The organism is Salinicola sp. DM10 (assembly GCF_017306975.2).
Lineage (GTDB): Bacteria > Pseudomonadota > Gammaproteobacteria > Pseudomonadales > Halomonadaceae > Salinicola.
Window position 1 is genome coordinate 357,197 of sequence record NZ_JAFLEN020000002.1, and the last position, 18,922, is coordinate 376,118.

Here is an 18,922-nt window from a genome sequence, read left to right on the forward strand (position 1 = left end):
AAAGAGCGGCCATGGGAAAGATCGAAGGTGCACTGCATTGGAGAGACGTGGACGCCGTGACTAGGCTTCTGGACGTCGACAGCACGGGAGGGCAAGACGGCGATGGCACTACATGACTGGAATCTTACGCCGGAGGCGGCGGTCGCCCTGCAGAAGCGGCTGGCACCCGGCGTCAGGCGCGAGGATGCGCTGGGCGAGGTGGGTCTGATCGCCGGCATGGATATCGGCTTCGAAGATGGCGGGGAGACCACCCGCGCGGCGCTGGTGCTGCTCGAGTGGCCCTCGCTCACGCTGGTGGAGCAGGTGGTGCACCGCGAGCCGACGCGCATGCCCTACGTGCCGGGGCTGCTGTCGTTTCGCGAGATACCCGCGGCGCTGGGGGCCTTCGAGCGGCTGTCCCAGCGCCCGGATCTGATCATGGTCGACGGCCAGGGCATCGCCCATCCGCGGCGTCTGGGCATCGCCTCGCACCTGGGGCTGTGGCTCGATCTGCCGACCATCGGCGTGGGCAAGAGCCGGCTGTGCGGCCAGTTCGGCGAGGTGCCGTCGGCCAAGGGCGAGTGGACGCCGCTGACCGACCGGCGGCGTGACGAGGACCCCGACGACGTCGCCGTGGATGCGCGCGGCCGGGTCACCATCGGTGCGGTGCTGCGCTCGCGGGAGGGGGTGAAGCCGCTGTTCGTCTCACCCGGGCACCGGCTCTGTCTGCCCACCGCGGTCGACTGGGTGGTGCGCTGCCTGGGTCGCACCAAGTTGCCGGAGCCGACCCGGCTGGCGGATCGGCTGGCATCGAGAAAGGGCGAAGTGGCGGTCAGCGGGCAGCTGTCGCTGTAGCCGCGCTGTGGCGTATTGCCTGTGCGCTGGGCATTGCCTGGCTGCTTAGACGATATCCAACGATACCGGCTCCCGTGGCGCCGGAAAGGCGTTGTCGAGCCGGGTGAGGTCGTCGGCGTCGAGGTCGATGTCCAGGGCGGCGGCGTTGGCGTCGACATGCGCCAGGGTCGACGCCTTGGGAATGGCGATCACCGGTCTCGGCCGCTCGTGCTGGGGGCAGGCAGGGCGGATGGCCCACGCCAGCAGAATCTGGGCGGCGCTGGCGCCATGCTTGTCGGCGATCTCGTTGACCACCGTGGAGGAGAGCAGCTTGGCCCGCAGCCGGCCGCCCTGGGCCAGCGGGCAGTAGGCCATCACCGGCAGATGGTGGTCCTGCATCCACGGCAGGACATCGACCTCGATGCCGCGGGAGCCGAGGTGATAGAGCACCTGGTCGGTGGCGCAATCGGCGGCGGCCGGCAGCGCTTCCATGGCTCTGAGGTTACCCGCATCGAAGTTGGAGACGCCGAAGCGGCGGATCTTGCCCTGATCGCGCAGTCGCTCGAACGCCTCGAAGGTCTCGTCCAGCGGGATGCCGCCGGGCCAGTGCAGCAGATAGAGATCGAGCGTCTCGATCCCCAGCCGCGCAAGGCTGCCTTCGCAGGCGGCGATGGCGCTGTCGCGGCCGGCGTTCCAGGGGTAGACCTTGGAGACCACGAAGGCGTCGTCGCGGCGACCGCGCAGCGCTTCGCCGACGACCTCTTCGGCGCCGCCGTCAGCATACATCTCGGCGGTGTCGATCAGCTCGAGCCCCAGGTCCAGGCCGTGCTGCAACGCCGCCACCTCCTGTCGGCGCGGTACCCGATTCTCGCCCATGTACCAGGTTCCCTGGCCGATGGCCGGCAAGGCCAGCGCCGGGGCGTCGCCGCTGGCGGGAAATTCGATCCGTGGTCTCTGCCGAGGCATGCAAGACTCCCTTTTGGTTTAGGCGTTGCTGTTATGCTGGTCGCCACTCGCGGGTTTCGCAAACCCGGCATCGGCCATCGTCTACTGCTTTCAGGAGAACTTCCATCGAACCCTCTTCGCTCCGCCAGACCCGGGCCTGGGTCGAATCCTTCGTCGTGGCCCACGATATCTGCCCCTTTGCCGGGCGCGAGATGCGCCGGGACAGCATTCGCTACGTCCTCGCCGAGGCCAGCGACCTGGAAGGGCTGCTCCACGAGCTGGTGGCCGAGTGCCGGCATCTCGATGCCCACGCCGATATTGCCACCACGCTCTTGATCGCGACGGCGGGCATGGACGATTTCGACGCCTATCTGGACTGGCTCGAACTGGCCGAGCGGTTGATGGAGGAGCTGGGCTATGTCGGCATCTATCAGTTGGCCAGCTTCCACCCGGACTATGTGTTCGATGGCGTGGCGGCGGACGACCCCGCCAATGCGACCAATCGCTCTCCCTGGCCGATGCTGCATATCCTGCGCGAAGCCGAGCTCGAACGAGCGATCGCCAACCACGCCGACCCCGAGGGCATCCCCGAGCGCAATATGGCGCGGCTGCGCGAGCCCGGCTCGGCGGCGCTGGCGGCCGGATTGGCCGCGCGCGGCGTCGAGTGACGCGGGCCAACGCCTGTGCAGTGACCTGTGCCGATGGCTGCCAGGCCGTGTCGGGGCTATTCTGGGGCTGATCCGAGCGGAGATGCCGAGCAGCCTGGCCTTCCGCCGTCAGATGTTGTCACTGGGCCCCTTCGGGGCTCTCCAAGGAGCGATACCATGCAGACCGTTACCCGTGGCGGTGAACCCGTCGAGGTGAGTGGCCGTTTTCTCGAGAAGGGCGACAAGGCACCGCCGTTCACGCTGACCGATGCCGAGCTCAAGGACGTCCAGCTCGACGACTACGCCGGCAAGCGCAAGGTGCTCAACATCATCCCCAGCATCGACACCAAGACCTGTGCGATGTCGGCGCGCAAGTTCAACGAGCGCGCCAGCCAGCTCGACAATACCGTGGTACTGGTGGTGTCGGCGGATTTGCCCTTTGCCCAGGTGCGCTTCTGCGGGGCGGAAGGGCTCGACGATGTCAGCACGCTCTCCTGCTTCCGCCATCCCGAATTCCGCCAGCTCTACGGCGTGTCGCTGGACAGCGGCCCCATGGCCGGGCTGTGCGCGCGGGCGGTGGTGGTACTCGACGAAGAGGATCGGGTGATCCACGCTGAGCTGGTCGGCGAGATCAAGCACGAGCCGGACTACGACGCGGCGATCGCTGCGCTCGAGAGTTGAGGATCAAAAAGCCCCTAAGTTTGATTAGCCTTCGGGCCGATGGTCTACACTGACTGGCGAGCCATCCCCACGGATGGATGCGGGCGACCGCTGTACGCTTCACACGACCTATGGAGACGATGATGACGATCAAGAAATCCGGTTCCGCCGAGTGGAAGGGCAGCCTCAAGAAAGGCAAGGGTGTGGTATCCACCCAGAGCGGTGCGCTCAAGGAGAACCCTTACGGTTTCAACACTCGCTTCGAGGGTCAGCCCGGTACCAACCCGGAAGAGCTGATCGCTTCCGCCCACGCCAGCTGCTTCTCGATGGCGCTGTCGATGATGCTGGGCGAAGAGGGCATCGAGCCCGAAAGCATCAAGACCGAAGCCACCGTGATCATGGAGCAGGACGACAGCGGCTTCACCATCACCGCGGTCGAGTTGAAGACCGTGGCCAAGATCCCCGGTGCCGATCAGGCGACCTTCGACAGCGCTGCGCAGAAGGCCAAGGAGGGCTGCCCGATCTCCAAGCTGCTCAATGCCAAGATCTCGCTGGACGCCAAGCTCGAGAGCTGAAGCGCCTCACGCTGAGCACAGCGAGCCGGCCCCAGGGCCGGCTCGCTGCTTTTCGCACCCGGTCAGGTGCCGTGCGCTGGGCCATGACGGCGTGTGTGGACTCTGTTAACGTGCTTACCTCCGCGCCTGCCGCCCGGCACGCTAGGCCGGCCTCCGGGGCGCGGAAGGGAACAGGACACACGTGATTCAGATGCCCCACGACACAAGACAATAGCCATGGCCACTCTTCCTCAGTATGACGCGGCGCCGTCGCGCCCCCTGTCTCGCGGAGACATCAAGGTCCTGTCGCTGTCCGCCCTCGGCGGCGCGCTGGAGTTCTACGATTTCATCATCTTCGTCTACTTCGCCACGGTCATCGGGGCGCTGTTTTTCCCGCCGGAGATGCCGGAGTGGCTGCGCATGGTGCAGACCTACGGCATCTTCGCCGCCGGCTATCTGGCGCGGCCGCTGGGCGGCATCATCATGGCGCACTTCGGCGATTTGCTGGGGCGCAAGCGGATGTTCACGCTGTCGATCTTTCTGATGTCGGTGCCGACGCTGCTGATCGGCTGCCTGCCCACCTATGCGACGATCGGCTACGCCGCGCCGCTGCTGCTGGTATTGATGCGCATCCTACAGGGCGCGGCGGTGGGCGGCGAGGTGCCGGGGGCGTGGGTCTTCGTCACCGAGCACGTCTCGCGCAAGGACGTCGGTCTGGCCTGCGGCACCCTGGCCTCGGGGCTGGTCGCCGGAATCCTGATCGGCTCGATCATCTCGGCCTTCTTCAAGTCCTACTACAGCGCCGAGGAGATGAGCGCCTACGGCTGGCGGGTGCCGTTTCTGATCGGTGGGGTATTCGGCTTCCTCGCGGTCTATCTGCGCCGCTATCTGGAAGAGACCCCGGTGTTCGCTGAGATGCGCGCCAAGAAAGCGCTCTCCGACGGGCTGCCGGTGAAGCGCGTGCTCGCCAGCCACCTCGACAGCGTGGCGCTGTCGATGGGCGTGACCTGGATCCTCACCGGTGCCGTGGTGGTGGTCCTGCTGCTTACCCCGAGCATGCTCAAGAGCCTCTACGCCATCGATGCTTCCTATGCCAACGTCTGGGCCATCGTCTGCACCGTGTTCGGCAGCATCGCCGCCGGCTGGTGCGCCGACCGTCTGGGCAGCGGGGTGACTCTGATCCTGTGGAGCCTGCTGCTGGGCGTCGCCTACTGGGTGATGATGCACAGCGTGCCGCAGGACCCGAGCCAGCTGCTGTGGAGCTACTGCCTGGCCGGCTTCGGCGTGGGGATCGTCGGTGTGGTCCCGACCATCGCGGTGAAGTCGTTCCCGGCGGCGGTGCGCTTCTCGGGGCTGTCGTTCTCCTACAACGTCGCCTACGCCATCTTCGGCGGCTTCACCCCGGTGGTGGTCTCGACCCTGATGATCTCGCACCCGGCGGCGCCGGCCTACTATATCGCCGCGCTGGCGCTGCTCGGCGTGCTGATCGGGCTGTTCCTGCTGTGGGCGCCGGGCGGGCGTCGGCTGTCGGTGATGCCGTCCTGAGATCTTCGCGCCCCGCCACACGGGGCGCGTCAGCCGGAGCAGGGCAATGCCCGCGACCCTGGAACAGCGCATTCTGACCCTCTCCATCGCCGCCACCCTGGTGGTCTCGGCCCTGGGCGTGGCGCTGGGATTGATCTCGGGATCGGAGGCGATCCTGTTCGACGGCGTCTTCTCGTCGATCGATGCGGCGATGTCGATGCTGGCGCTGACGGTGACGCGGCTGGTGATGCGCGAGTCGACCCAGCGCTTCCAGCTCGGCTACTGGCATCTGGAGCCAATGGCCGCGGCGTTCAACGGCGCGGTGCTGGTGCTGCTGTGCTTCTACGCCTTTCTCAACGCTCTCGGCACCTGGCTCCAGGGCGGCAGCGAGCCGCAGCTGGGGCTGGCGCTGGGCTACGCCGTGGCGGTGAGCCTGATCTGCTTCACGCTGTTCTTCTATGAGCGCCGGCTCAACCGCCGCGCGCGCTCGGAGTTCGTGCGGATCGATCTGCAGAACTGGCTGATGGCGGGTCTCATCACCAGTGCGCTGCTGCTCGCCTTTCTGCTCGCCTGGGCGATGGAGGGCACGCGCTATGCCGGCTGGATCCCCTACGTCGACGCCACCCTGGTGATGCTGTTGACCCTGGTGTTCGTGCCGATCCCGCTGCGGATCGTCTATCGCGCCATGCGCGAGGTGCTGATGGTGGCGCCGTCGCAGCTCGACAGCGAGGTGCGCGCGGCGATGGCGCCGGTGATGCGTCGCGAGGGGCTGCTGGCGTTCGACAGCTACGTGGCCAAGAGCGGGCGCGTGCACACCATCGAGGTGCATATCCTGACCACCCCCGAGTTCGCCCGCGAGGGCGGCATCGCCGTGTGCGACGAGATTCGCGCGGAGATCGCCGCCGGGCTCAGCGTGCCCGCCGAGCAGCGCTGGTTCACCGTCGCTTTCACCGCCGAGCAGCGCTGGCTGTAGCGTTTTCCCGCGTGCTCTCCGCCGCCTGCACCAGGGCGCGAATCAGGCGCTGCTGAGAGCGGCTGAAGAGCATCATCTCCGGGTGCCACTGAACCCCGATCAGAAACGCGTGATGCTCGCTCTCGATCGCCTGGACCAGTTCGTTGCGATCCCGCGCCACCACCTTGAGGCCCTCGCCGGGGCGGTCCACTGCCTGGTGGTGGAGGCTGTTCACCTGGCAGTAGCGGCGGTTGAGAATCTCGGCCAGACGGCTATAGGGATCGATCTCCACGCGCTTGCGCGGCAGCACCGTGCGCCGGTTGCGGATATGCCGGTAGGTGGACTGGATATCGCCGATCAGGCTGCCGCCGAGATGAATGTTGATCATCTGCGCGCCGCGGCAGATGCCCAGGATCGGCAGCCCGCGTGGCAGGCAGCTGGCGAGCAGATCGAGTTCCAGCTCGTCGCGGGCGGGGTCGATGCGCACGTCGAGCTGCATCTCGCCGCCGTAGCGGTGGGCGCCGATATCGTCGCCGCCGCCGATGATCAGGCCATCCAGCTCGCGCCGCAGCGGGCGCGCCGGTGACACCCGCAGCGGCAGCCCGCCGGCGCGCCATACCGAAATCCAGTCGCACCACCACGCCATGCGGCTCTTGTGGTCCGAGGTGGTGATGCCGATCAATGGCCGCCGGGTGGGTTTCTCGCCCGCCATCAGGAGCGCATCCAGCGCTGCAGCGAATCGAGCCAGCGGCTCAGGGTGGGCTGCGCCAGATGCTCGCGGTAGGCCATGCAGCGCTCCGCCAGGCGCGCCGGGTCGGCGGCCAGGCGCTCGACCTCGACCCAGCGGTTCCACTCCAGGCTGGCGCCCCAGTCGGGGTCGGAGAGCGAGGCGTTGGGCAGCCGGTAGTGGTAGGTCGGGCGGGGCTTGACCAGACCCTCCTGCAGCAGCGGGCTGGGGTGGTCCGGCGCCAGCCAGGCGAACAGCGGCAGCAGGTCGAGCTCACGGTTGCGGGTGGGGTTGGCTTCCAGGTAGTCGTCGATCAGCTGCGCCAGCGTCGGCTGGTAGTCGGGGTCGAGTACCTGACTTGCGTAGGTCTCGGAGAAGGGCCGGGTGTGCGGCAGCATGTCCCGGGTGAGGTCGACCTCGATCTGATCGCGCAGCCACTCGGCCAGGATCAGATAGGCGCGCAGATGGGCGAGCACGCTCTCTACCTCGGGCGCCGGAATCTCCGGATTGAGATGCAGGCCGAAGGCGTAGATCAGACTGGCATCGGTGCCCTCGGCGCCGTGGCTGCGCAGGGCGTCGAACAGCGCATCGAGTTCGGCCAGGGCGTGCCACGGCAGTGGTGGGCAGACGATCTCGGTGGGCACCAGCCCGGCGACCATGTCGCCCAGCCACTCGCGGGTGCGCGAGTGCAGGCTGGCACGCAGGTGCTCGCCGATCCCCGGCGGCTGGCCGTTGTGCGAGCGGGCGCGTGCCAGCAGGGTGGCATCCGGGTGCACGTACTGGCTGTCTAGCTCGATATTGAACGTGCCCCAGGGCGTGTCGGCGACCCGCAGGCGATGGGCGCTGTCATGCTTGAGCGTACCGCCGAAGGTGGCCTCGACCAGGCGCGCGGCGGCCAGCGGGGCGATGCCGGCGAACTCGATCTCCACCCCGACACGGCGGAGAGCGCCATCGCGGTTGTCGGGTTGCGGGGGCGTTGTCAGGGACACATCGGACTCCTTGCCGGTACGCGGTGGCGCGGCCACGGGTGGGTCGTCGTGGCGATGATTCGACGGCATCAGAGCAGCTCGTTCACCCAGAGCCTAGCAGGCCTGCGGCGGGATGACAGGTACCCGCGTGCGATCCGCTGACAGGCATGTGGGCGCATCGCGTCTTCAGCCCCAGTGGCTGAGCACCACGCCGCCCAGGATCAGCCCGCCGGCCACCAGCCGTTCGCGCCGCAGTGGCTCCTTGAGCCAGACTACGCCAATGGCGATGGCAAACAGCACGCTGGTCTCGCGCAGCGCCGCGACCAGCGCGATGGGCGCCTGGGTCATGGCCCAGATGGTGATGCCGTAGGCGCTCAATGAGAGCGCGCCGCCGATCAGCCCGACCCGCCAGTGGCCGATCAGAGTCGGCAGCACGCCAGGCCCGCGCATCAGCACCAGCGTCAGCAGCATGCCCAGGCCGTCTAGCAGGAACAGCCACACCACGTAGCTGGCGGCGCTGCCGTTGACCCGTGCGCCACTGCCATCGGTGAGCGTGTAGCCGGCGATGAACACTGAGGTGATCAGGGCATTGGCCAGGGCGGTGTGCGACAGGCGGTGCTGGGCGCCGCCACGCAGCGCCATGCTGAAGATGCCCAGGACCAGCAGGGCGATGCCGGCGTAGCCGAAGGCGGTGGGCGAGTCGCTGAGGGCGAAGACCCCCACCACGGTGACCAGCAGCGGCGCGCAGCCTCGGGCGATCGGGTAGACCTGACCCAGGTCGCCGCTGCGATAGGCGCGGGCGAGGAACACGTTGTAGCCGATGTGCAGGAAGGTCGAGGCGATCAGCCACGGCCAGGCGGCGGCGCTGGGCAATGGCACGAAGGCGACACAGGCCAGCGAGATCAGCGCGCAGGCGACCTGGATCAGTGACAGGCTGAGCAGGCGGTCGAGACCCACCTTGACCAGGGCGTTCCAGCTGGCGTGCATCAGGGCGCCGGCGAGCACGGCGAGGAGAATGGGTGTGGTCACGACGTGTCCTGGTGTCGGCTGCCCGGCTAACGCATGCGGGTGCCGGCGCTGTCATAGGGTTGTCATAGTCTGCCCCAGCCCGGTGGCGGCGTCGATCCCGTGTGCTGGGCGCGCCGTGCCGGGGTAGGATAGGCGTCTTATCGGCCCGGCCGAATCTCTGTTCTTTGGAGCGTGAATGTTCAGTGTTCTGCACGCCAACCACCTCGAGGATCTGCGCGACCTGTCGCTGGCGCTGATGCAGCGTCAGCGGCTGCCACCCCTCACCCCCGAGACCTTCCTGGTGCAGTCCAACGGCATGGCGCAGTGGCTGCGGTTGTCGCTGGCGGAGGCCGATGGTGTCGCCGCCTCGGTGGACTTCCCGCTGCCGTCGAGCTTCGTCTGGCGCGCCTACCGCGCGGTGCTGGAGCGTGAAGGCGCGCCGATTCCGCAACACTCGCCGTTCGACAAGCGGCCGCTGGCGTGGCGCATTCTGCGTCTGCTGGAATCCCGGATCGAGGCGGAGCCGGAGGTATTCGCGCCGCTGGCGCACTATTTGTCCGCTGACGCGGGGTCCGCCGCAGGCGCTCTATCCGCTGACGCGGGGTCCGCCGCAGGCGCTTTATCCGCTGACGCGGGGTCCGCCGCAGGCGCTTTATCCGCTGACGCGAGGTCCGCCGCAGGCGCTTTCTCTTCCGGGGCAGAGGGGGACGATGGCGCGGGGTCGATAGACACCGGTGAGCAGGCGGTATCGGACGCGGCCGACGCGCCGGGTTCCGCCGCCGAGCAGGCCGAGCGCAAGCGCTGGCAGCTCGCGGTGCGCCTGGCCGATCTGTTCGATCAGTATCTCAACTATCGACCCGACTGGCTGGCGGCGTGGGAGCGGGACGAGACGGCACCAATGGATCTGCCCGCCGACCAGCGCTGGCAGCCGGCGCTGTGGCGGGCGCTGCTTGAGGATGCCGACCCGGCCGAGCGCGAGTTCCACCGGGCACGGCTGCACGGGCGTTTCGTGCGCGCCGCGCGGGCCCTCGACACCTGTCCGCCGGGGCTGCCGCCCAGGCTGTTCGTGTTCGGCATCTCGGCGCTGCCGGCGCAGCTTCTGGAGGCGCTGCACGCGCTCTCCGGGGTGATCGATGTCTTTCTGATGATCACCAACCCGTGCCGCCACTACTGGGGCGATATCGTCTCCGACCGCGAGGCGATCAAACGCGCCGGGCGCCTCTCCGCTGACGCCCAGGCGCGCCAGCAGGGGCGACATCCGGAGGCGCCGTGGCTCGCCGAGCTCGGCGAGGAGGCGCTGCATCTGCAGGCCAACCCGCTGCTCGCGGCCTGGGGCGCCCAGGGGCGGGACTTCATCGTCGGGCTCTACGAATTCGAGAGCCAGGATGGCGGCTTCGACGTCGAGACCGATCTGTTCCAGGACCCGGCCACGGATGACGCTCCCTCGCTGCTCGCGCAGATCCAGCAGGACGTGCTCGATCTGCGCCACCCCGGAGAGCTGGCGCGGGAGCGGGGCCACAAGCGCACGATCGCCGCCGCCGACGCCTCGCTGTCGCTCTACCGCGTGCACTCGCCGCTGCGCGAGGTCGAGGTACTCCACGACCGTCTGCTCGCCGCGTTCGACGAGGCGAGTGCGGCGGGCGCGCCGCTGCGCCCGCGTGACATCCTGGTGATGGTGCCGGAGATCGACAGCTACGCGCCCTACATCGAGGCGGTGTTCGGCCAGTACGCGGCGGACGATCCGCGCCATGTGCCGTTCACCATCGCCGACCAGGTGGCCAGTGAGACCCATCCGCTGATGGTGCTGGTGCTGGCGCTGCTGGAGCTGCCGGAGCGGCGGCTCGGGGTGAGCGAGCTGCTCGACGCCCTTGACGTGCCGGCGCTGCGGGCGCGCTTCGGCATCGATGAGGGCGAGCTGCCGCGGCTGCGCCAGTGGCTGGCGGAGAGCGGCGTGCGCTGGGGGCTTTCCGCCAGCCATCGCCGTGCGCTGGGCTTTCCGGCGCTGCACGAGAACAGCTGGGCGTTCGGCCTCGAGCGCATGCTGCTGGGGTATTCAACCGGCCCGCTGCCGCCGGAGTCGACCGGCCCGCTGCCGCCGCGTTCAAGCGGCCCGCTGCCGCCGCGAGCCAGCGGAACGAGCGTGGGGGAGTCCGCAGCGTGGCAGTTCGATGCCATCGTGCCCTTCGATGAGGTCGGCGGGCTGGAGGCGGATCTCGCCGGGCGCCTGGCGGAGCTGGTGGCGGCGCTCGAGGAGCAGCGCGCCGCACTCTGCTCGCCGGGCACGCCGGCCGAATGGCGGGTGCGCCTGGGGGCGCTGCTGGCGCGGATGTTCCAGCCCGCCGGGCTCGACGAGCACGACGTGCTGGCGCGGGTCGATCAGGCCCTGGGGCGCTGGCAGGCGAGCTGCGAGCTGGCAGCCTTCACCCAGCCGATCGGGCTCGGCGTGGTGCGCGACGCGCTCAAGGCGGAGCTCGACGAGGGCGGCCTGGCCCAGCGCTTCCTCGCCGGCAAGGTCAACTTCGCCACCCTGATGCCGATGCGCGCCATCCCGTTCCGGCATATCTACCTGCTGGGGATGAGCGACGGCGCCTATCCGCGCACCCGCCAGCCGCAGGATTTCGACCTGATGGCGGGGAGGGCGCGCCCCGGCGACCGCTCGCGGCGCGACGACGACCGCTATCTGCTGCTCGAGGCGCTGCTCTCCGCCCGCGACCGGCTGACCCTCTCCTGGGTAGGCTTCGACCAGCGCGACAACACCCCGCGACCGCCCTCGGTGCTGATCGGCGAACTGCTCGACATGCTCGAACAGGGCTGGCAGCCGGCCGCTGCGGGGACCACTGACGCAGCCGAGGGCGACGACCCCGAGCGGCGCCTGGCCGAGCGCCTGATCGAGACCCATCCGCTGCAGCCGTTCTCACGCCGCTACTTCCTGGCCGACGACCCGCGCTTCACCTATGACGCCAGCTGGGCGCCGCTGCACGGGGCCGGCGAGCCAGCGGCAGGGGCAGGGGCAGCCGAGGCCGGGGCACACCCGCGCACCGCCGACGACGCCACCGCGCCGGCGCCGGAGATGCCCCAGCTGCCGGCAGAGGCGCTCGGGCTGAACGATCTGCAGCGCCTGCTGCGACGCCCGTGGAGTGTCTATCTCGGCCGGCTCGGCGTGCGCTTCCAGCGTGCCGAGGTGCCCGACGAGGATAGCGAGCCGTTCACCCTGGATGCGCTCGAGGACCACACCCTGAAGCGCGAGCTGCTCGATGCCGGCCGCCGCGGCGAACCCCTGGTGCAGGTGGCCGAGCGCTTGCGTCTCGCCGGGCGGCTGCCGGCGGCGGGGTTCGGCCAGGCGCTGATCGAACCGCCGCTCAAGCGCCTGAGCGCGCAGCTGGCGAGCTGGCGCGGGCTGACCGCGACTCTCACCGCCGCTGAGCCGACGCTTGTGCACTTCGCCGCGCCGGCGGCGGGCACGGCCCCGGCCCTGGCGCTGGAGGCGCGCCTGGATGAGCTCTACCTGGGCGACGAGGGGGCCGAGCTGATCACCCTGGAGACCAGCCACTTCGGCCACTTCCGCCCCGAGGGCGACGGTCCGTGGAAGAAACTGGGCAAGCCGCATCGGCTCCACGCCGGCTATCTGCGCTGGCTGCTGGCCAACGCCGCGGGCGAGCACGCCACCGCCTGGAGCGCGCTGTTCGAGGACCGGGTGCTGCGCTTTCCGCCGCTGGAGCGGGCGCTGGCGCGCGAGACGCTGGCCGCCTGGCTGGCATGCTGGTGGCGCGCCTGGTGCGCGCCGCTACCGGCCTCCGGCGAACTGGCCAGGACCCTATGGGGCCAGTGCGGTAGCGACACCCTGGCGGCGCTGGCCGCCGGCGAGCCGTTGGCACCGGCGCTGCACGACACCCTGGCGGGCGAGTTCGAGTCAGGCAACTTCCAGGTCGAGGCGCTGATCCGGCGCGAAGAAGCGCTGGGGCAGCTGTGGCCCGACTTCGACAGCTTTGCCGCCGCCGGCGGGGTGGGCGAGAGCGTACGCCACTATCAGCCGCTGCTCGACGCCATGCGGCGCGCGACGCAGCGCATTCACGTCACCGGAGAGCGTTCATGAGCGAGCGCGTCGTCGCCCTCGAACTCGACACCCTGCCGCTGACCGGGCGCCATCTGATCGAGGCCAGCGCCGGCACCGGCAAGACCTTCACCCTGGCCGCGCTCTATGTACGCCTGGTGCTCGGGCCGCTGCCCGGGCGTGAGACGCTGGACTTTCCGCGACCGCTGACCCCGCCGGAGATTTTGGTGGTGACCTTCACCGAAGCGGCCACGGCGGAGCTGCGCGAGCGGATCCGGGCGCGGCTCAAGCAGGCCCGCGAGTGGCTGCTGGCGAGCCCGGATGCGCGCCGTGACCGGGTGTTGGAGACCCTGCTGGCACCGCTGGTGGCGGCGGGTGAGGCGGCCTGTCGCAGCGGCGCGCGGCGCCTCGATCAGGCCGCGCGGCTGATGGACGAGGCGGCGATCTTCACCATCCACGGCTTCTGCCAGCGCATGCTCACCCGCCACGCCTTCGATGCCGGCGCGCGCTTCTCCGCTGAGCTGTTGCAGGAGGGGCGCACGCTGCTGACGCAGGTGGTGGAGGACTACTGGCGGCGCGAATTCTACCCGCTCGACGCGCGTTGGCAGCGTCAGATCCGCGCCCACTGGAGCGGGCCGGAGGCATTGGCCGGGGCGCTGGCGCCGCTGCTCAAGGATGGCCAGCCGCAGCCGCTGTGGGTCGGCGGCGAGGCGGTCACCGCGCCGCCCTCGCTCGAGACCCTGTTCGCTGGCGCCGAACGCACGCTCGGCGCGCGCGAGTCGATCGAAGCGGAGGTGGCCGCCAGTTGGGACGAAGCGACAATCCGCGAGACGCTCGCGCAGGCGTTCGAGGCCGGGGCGCTCAACAAGCGCAGCTACAAGGCCGAGGAGCTTGAGACACGTCTGGCGGCCTACGCCGCCTGGCTCGCCCGCGGCGAGTTCGAGGCGGCGGAGGAGATCAGCGACAGCAGCGGGCGCTTCTGGCTGGGCCAGGCCAAGCTCGACGGCGCTACCCGCAAGGGCGCCACGCCGCCGGCGCACCCCTTCTTCGCCGCGCTCGACCGCCTGGCCGAGCAGGGGCGCCCATTCGATGCCATCGCCGCTCGGGTACTGGTGCACGCCCGCGACCGCGTGGCCCAGGCCTTTGCCCAAGAGAAGCGCCGCCAGGGCGTGTGGGAGTTCGCCGATCTGCTCAACGATCTGGATGCGGCACTGACCCCGGCGGCGGGAGCCGGTGACGAGGCCGCCGCCTGGCGCCTGGCGGCGCGCATCCGGCACGAGCTGCCGGTGGCGCTGATCGATGAGTTCCAGGACACCGATCCGGTACAGTATCGCATCTTCTCGCGGCTCTACCGCGCGCCGCAGTGCGACCCGGCGACCACGGCGCTGCTGATGATCGGTGATCCCAAGCAGGCGATCTACGCCTTCCGTGGCGCCGATATCCATACCTACCTGCGCGCCCGGCGGGCCACCCCGAGCCGCTTCACCCTGCTGCGCAATTTCCGCTCCACCGAGGCCATGGTGGCGGCGACCAATGCGCTCTTCGCCGGCCATCCGGAACCCTTCGGCAGTGCCGAGATCCCCTTCGTCGCGGTGGATGCCAGCGCCAAGTCGACGCATCTGGTGACCCGCGACGGCGCACCGGTGGCGGCACTTGGCGCCTGGTGGCCGGATAGCGAGCGCTACGCCCAGGGTGACTATCAGGCGTGTATGGCGACGGCGACACGGGCCGAGGTGCAGCGGCTGCTGGAGGGGGCCTGGCGTTTTAGCGGCGAGCACGGCGAGCGCAGGCTCCAGCCCGCCGATATCGCGATTCTGGTGCGCAATGGCCCCGAAGCGCTCAAGGTGCGCCGGGCGCTGGCCGAGGGCGGCATTCGCAGCGTCTATCTCAGCGAGCGCTCCAGCGTGTTCGATACCCCGCAGGCGTTCGAGCTGTTGCAGCTGTTCGAAGCGGTGGCGCAGCCGCGCCAGGACACCCGGCTCAAGGCGGCGCTCGCCTCGCGGCTGCTCAACGACAGCCCCACGGTGCTGGAGGCGCTGCTCGCCGACGAGCTGGCCTGGGAGCGCGAGGTCGAGCGCTTCGGTGACTATCACCGGCTGTGGCAGCGGCGCGGGGTGCTGCCGATGCTGCGCGCGGTGATGCGCGATTTTCGCATCGCCGAGCGGCTGGCCGCCCGCGCCGACGGCGAGCGCGCGCTGACCGACCTGCTGCATCTGGGCGAGCTGGCCCAGGCCGCACAGCAGAGACTCGATGGCGAGCAGGCGCTGCTGCGCTGGTGGCACCGGGCGCTGCAGGCGGGCGAGACGAGTCTCGACAGCCAGGCCCTGAGCCAGCGCCTGGAGAGCGACGAGGAGCTGGTGCAGGTGATTACCGTGCACAAGTCCAAGGGGTTGGAGTACCCCATCGTGCTGCTGCCGTTCGTCTGCTCCCACCGCCCGGCGGAGCCCGACCGCCAGACCCAGCTGCTGGCGCTGCGCCCGCCCGAGGGCGAGGGCAGCGTGATGGTCGCCGGGGCCGACGACACGCAGCGGCGCGACGCCGATCTGGCGCGGCTCGACGAGGACGTACGCCTGCTCTACGTGGCGCTGACCCGGGCGATCTACGCCTGCCGCCTGGGTGTTGCCCACGTGGGGCGCGGGCGCAGCCGCGGCGGCTGTCTCCACGAGACCGCACTGGGGCGGCTGCTCGGCAGCCAGGCCGAAGATGACGGAGAGGGGCTGCTGGCACGCCTGCAGGCCGCCCAGCGTGCCGGCTGGCTCGCGCTTTCGGCGCCTCCCGAACCGCCGGCCTGGCGCCTGCGCCAGGCCCAGACGGCGGGTGCGACCAAGCCGGCGCGGCGCTTCCGGGGGACGATCGACGACGACTGGTGGATCGCCTCCTATACAGCGCTGATCGCCGATGCTCGGCTGGGCGTCGGCGAGGATCTGCCGGCGACGCTGGATGTCGAGGTGAGCCAGGAGCGTGACCCGGTACCGCGGCCGCGGATTCGCTCGTTGATCGACTTTCCGCGTGGGCCGCGGCCGGGCACCTTTCTGCACGGCCTGCTCGAACGCCTCGACTTCGACCGCCTGGCGATGCCGGGCTACGCCCAGGAGGTGCGCCGCGAGGTAGCGCGGAGCCTGGCCCTGGGCGGCTACGAGGCGGACTGGGCCGAGCTGCTCGGCGACTGGTTCACCCAGCGCCTGTGCCAGCCGCTGCTGCGCGGTGCCGCCGGCGAGGTGCGGCTGACCGCGCTCTCGGCATGGCGTACCGAGCTCGAGTTCTGGCTGCCGGCGACGGCGGCCTGGAGCGCACCCCTCGATCGCCTGGTGAGCCGGCTGGAGCCGCTGCCCGGGCAGCGCCCGCGGCTGGCGCCGCGCAAGCTCAACGGTATGCTCAAGGGCTATATCGATCTGGTGTTCGAAGCCCACGGGCGCTGGTACGTGCTCGACTGGAAATCCAACCATCTCGGCGATGACCCCGCCGACTATGTGGGCGAGCGGCTGGCGGTGGCGATGGTCGCCCACCGTTACGACCTGCAGTACGTGCTCTATGTGCTGGCGCTGCATCGGCTGCTCGCGGCGCGCCTGGAGGATTATGACTACGCCCGCCACATGGGCGGGGCCTGCTATGTGTTCCTGCGCGGGCTGGCGCCGGCGGCTGTCGATACGGCGCCCGACGCCGCGCCGGGGGCTTTCGATACGGCGCCCGACGCCGCGACGGGGCCTTTCGATACGGCGCCCGACGCCGCGCCGGGGCCTTTCAATATGGCGCCCGACGCCGCGCCGGGGGCTGTCCATGAGGTGCCTGCCGATACGCCGCCCGACCCTGCGCCCGGCGTCTTTTTCCGGCGCCCGTCACAGGCACTGATAGAGGCGCTGGATGCCTGGCTCGATGGCGACGAGGGCCCGGCCAATGCGCTGCTGGCGATGGCCGAGGAGATCGAGATATGACCAAGAATCACGGCGCGACATCGCAGCCGCGCGAGAGTGGCCAGTTCGCGCTCGATCTGGCGGCGCCGGCGCCGATGGTGCTGCAGCGCGAGGGGCTGTTCGCGGCCCTGGCGCTGTGGGTCGAGCTGGGCTGGCTGCGTCAGCTCGACCGCCACTTCGCGCGCTTTTTCGCCGCCCACGATGGCGATTCCGGTGCCGATGCCGGTGTCGATCACACCACCGGCGGCGACCCGCTGGTATGGCTGGCGGGGGCGCTGGTGAGCCATCAGGCGGGGCGCGGCCATGTCTGCCTGTCACTGCCACGCACACTGGCGGCGCCGCACTCGGCGCTGTCGCTGCCGCCGCTGGATGGCGGCGAGCCACCGGCCACGCCGGTGACGCTGCCGGAGCAGCTACTGGCCGGGCTCGATCTCGCCGACTGGTGTGCGCGGCTGGCAGCCTCGCCGTTGGTGGCCAGCGCCGAGACTGCTGCCACCAGCGCCACGCCGCTGGTGCTGGAGGGGGAGCGGCTCTATCTGCGCCGCTACTGGCAGGCGGAGCGCGGGGTCGCGGCACGGCTGCGCCAGCGGTTGGGCGGTACGCTCCCGGTGAGCGACGCCATGGCCGCGCCGCTGGCAGAGCTCTTCGCCGGCAACGCGCGTTCGGCCGCTGACCCAGCGACGCACGCCCCCGACTGGCAGCGGGTCGCCTGCGCGCTGGCGCTGCGCCAGCGGCTGACGATCATCTCCGGCGGCCCGGGCACCGGCAAGACCACCACGGTGACGCGGCTGCTGGCGCTGTTGCAGCAGCAGGCGCTGGACGCCGGGGCGGCGCTGCGAATCCGCCTGGCTGCACCCACGGGCAAGGCCGCCGCGCGGCTGTCGGAGTCGATCGCCGGCGCGGTGGCCAAGCTACCGGTGGCGGAACACGTGCGCGCGGCGATTCCGCAGGAGGCGCAGACCCTGCACCGGCTGCTCGGGGCGCGGCCGGACACGCGCCATTTCCGCCACGACGCCGAGACGCCGCTGAGTCTCGACCTGCTGGTGGTCGATGAGGCCTCGATGGTCGATCTGGAGATGATGGCCGCGCTGCTGGCGGCGCTGCCGCCCCAGGCGCGGCTGATCCTGCTCGGCGACAAGGATCAGCTCGCCTCGGTGGAGGCGGGTTCGGTGCTCGGCGATCTCTGCGTGGGTGCCGGGGTGGAGCGTGAGGTCGGCTACACCGAGGCGACCCGCGCCTATCTGGCACGGGTCGGTGGCGAGTCGCTGCCGCCGGCGGCGAGCGCCAACCCGCTGGCCGATCATGTGGCAATGCTGCGCCGCAGCTTTCGCTTCCACGCCGACAGCGGTATCGGTGCGCTGGCGCGTGCTGCCAAGGCCGGCGATGGCGATGCCTTTCTCGACTGCCTGGGGGCGGGCTATACCGATATCGAACGTATCGCCAGCGAGGGTGCGGCCTTCGAGCGCCGCGTGGTGGACGGCTACCGGGCGCTGTTCACGGCCCTCGCCCGCGGTGCGCCCGCCGCCGAGCTGCTGGCGCTGCAGGGCCGTTTCCAGGTGCTGTGCGCCCTGCGCCGGGGGGAGTGGGGCGTCGAGGGGCTCAACGCGCGTATTGCCCAGATTCTGCTGCGCCAGGGGTTCATCGCGCGCACCGACGGCTGGTATGCCGGGCGCCCGGTGATGGTGACCCACAACGACCCGCAACTGGGGCTCTACAACGGCGACCTGGGGCTGACCCTGGCCGACGCCGAGGGGCGCCTGCGGGTCTGCTTCGTGCAGGGGGATGGCGTGCGCCAGGTGCTGCCTTCGCGCCTGGATGCCGCCGCCACCGCCTTCGCCATGACCGTGCACAAGTCCCAGGGCTCGGAGTTCGAGCATGTGCTGTTCGTGCTGCCGGCGCGGGCCAACCCGATCGTCACCCGTGAGCTGATCTACACTGGCGTCACCCGGGCACGTTCACGCCTGAGCCTGGCGCTGGCGGTGGGGGCCGGGCAGAGCCGCACGCTGCGCGAGGCGATCGCCCGACGCGTGGTGCGCGAGAGCGCGATTGCCGATCGTCTGCTGTGCGATGCGCCGGCACACGAGAGAGACGAGCGCGCGCCCGAAGCGCCGCGGCTCTGAAACACTGGCCCTGAAATAGAGACTCCCAATCACCCCACAAGG

The 18,922-nt window shown here is 70.1% G+C and carries 13 protein-coding genes; 9 read left to right on the forward strand and 4 right to left on the reverse strand.

Annotation, left to right across the window (positions count from 1 at the left end; all coding sequences use genetic code 11):
* The first annotated feature begins 102 nt into the window (after positions 1 to 102).
* Positions 103 to 834, forward strand: a complete 732-nt coding sequence (nfi, locus tag J0A90_RS10285; RefSeq protein WP_207034859.1) for a deoxyribonuclease V — start codon at positions 103 to 105, stop codon at positions 832 to 834.
* A gap of 45 nt (positions 835 to 879) precedes the next feature.
* On the opposite strand, the gene J0A90_RS10290 is transcribed toward nfi, so the two are convergent.
* A complete protein-coding gene (locus tag J0A90_RS10290; RefSeq protein WP_207034858.1) occupies positions 880 to 1,779 on the reverse strand; it encodes an aldo/keto reductase in 900 nt (299 codons plus the stop codon).
* Positions 1,780 to 1,883: 104 nt separating this feature from the next.
* On the opposite strand from J0A90_RS10290, the gene J0A90_RS10295 reads away from it, so the two are divergent.
* The 5 genes from J0A90_RS10295 (at position 1,884) to J0A90_RS10315 (ending at position 6,116) form a co-directional block, all read left to right on the forward strand.
* Positions 1,884 to 2,426 carry a DUF1415 domain-containing protein gene (locus J0A90_RS10295; protein WP_207035361.1) on the forward strand — a complete coding sequence of 181 codons (543 nt, stop codon included), beginning with the start codon at positions 1,884 to 1,886 and terminating at the stop codon, positions 2,424 to 2,426.
* 156 nt (positions 2,427 to 2,582) lie between these two features.
* On the forward strand, positions 2,583 to 3,086 hold the full coding sequence (gene tpx, locus J0A90_RS10300) for a thiol peroxidase (protein ID WP_035476555.1): 504 nt from the start codon (positions 2,583 to 2,585) through the stop codon (positions 3,084 to 3,086).
* A 122-nt stretch (positions 3,087 to 3,208) separates the two neighbouring features.
* Positions 3,209 to 3,640: an OsmC family protein gene (locus J0A90_RS10305; protein ID WP_035476558.1), complete on the forward strand. Its 432-nt coding sequence runs from the start codon at positions 3,209 to 3,211 to the stop codon at positions 3,638 to 3,640.
* Between the two features lie 216 nt (positions 3,641 to 3,856).
* A complete protein-coding gene (locus tag J0A90_RS10310; RefSeq protein ID WP_207034856.1) occupies positions 3,857 to 5,164 on the forward strand; it encodes an MFS transporter in 1,308 nt (435 codons plus the stop codon).
* 46 nt (positions 5,165 to 5,210) lie between these two features.
* Positions 5,211 to 6,116: a cation diffusion facilitator family transporter gene (locus J0A90_RS10315; protein WP_207034854.1), complete on the forward strand. Its 906-nt coding sequence runs from the start codon at positions 5,211 to 5,213 to the stop codon at positions 6,114 to 6,116.
* Here the strand turns inward: J0A90_RS10315 and J0A90_RS10320 are convergent.
* The 3 genes from J0A90_RS10320 to J0A90_RS10330 all read right to left on the reverse strand — a co-directional run bounded on the left by J0A90_RS10320 (position 6,091) and on the right by J0A90_RS10330 (position 8,819).
* A complete protein-coding gene (locus J0A90_RS10320; protein ID WP_207034853.1) occupies positions 6,091 to 6,807 on the reverse strand; it encodes a gamma-glutamyl-gamma-aminobutyrate hydrolase family protein in 717 nt (238 codons plus the stop codon). The two genes, J0A90_RS10315 and J0A90_RS10320, sit on opposite strands and share 26 nt — an antisense overlap.
* Positions 6,807 to 7,811: an amidoligase family protein gene (locus tag J0A90_RS10325; protein ID WP_233076682.1), complete on the reverse strand. Its 1,005-nt coding sequence runs from the start codon at positions 7,809 to 7,811 to the stop codon at positions 6,807 to 6,809. Before J0A90_RS10325 ends, J0A90_RS10320 begins: the two co-directional genes overlap by 1 nt.
* 165 nt (positions 7,812 to 7,976) lie before the next feature.
* Entirely contained in the window at positions 7,977 to 8,819 is an 843-nt protein-coding gene (locus J0A90_RS10330) for an EamA family transporter (RefSeq protein ID WP_207034849.1), read from the reverse strand.
* 175 nt (positions 8,820 to 8,994) lie between these two features.
* Here J0A90_RS10330 and J0A90_RS10335 point away from each other — a divergent pair, with 175 nt between their 5' ends.
* Genes J0A90_RS10335 through recD form a run of 3 tightly spaced genes read left to right on the forward strand, consistent with a single transcriptional unit; the run spans position 8,995 to position 18,880 of the window.
* Positions 8,995 to 12,891 carry an exodeoxyribonuclease V subunit gamma gene (locus J0A90_RS10335; protein WP_207034848.1) on the forward strand — a complete coding sequence of 1,299 codons (3,897 nt, stop codon included), beginning with the start codon at positions 8,995 to 8,997 and terminating at the stop codon, positions 12,889 to 12,891.
* Positions 12,888 to 16,781: an exodeoxyribonuclease V subunit beta gene (gene recB, locus J0A90_RS10340; protein ID WP_207034845.1), complete on the forward strand. Its 3,894-nt coding sequence runs from the start codon at positions 12,888 to 12,890 to the stop codon at positions 16,779 to 16,781. The genes J0A90_RS10335 and recB overlap by 4 nt, the downstream gene beginning before the upstream one ends.
* Positions 16,778 to 18,880: an exodeoxyribonuclease V subunit alpha gene (gene recD / locus J0A90_RS10345; protein ID WP_233076684.1), complete on the forward strand. Its 2,103-nt coding sequence runs from the start codon at positions 16,778 to 16,780 to the stop codon at positions 18,878 to 18,880. Before recB ends, recD begins: the two co-directional genes overlap by 4 nt.
* The last annotated feature ends 42 nt before the right edge of the window (positions 18,881 to 18,922 follow it).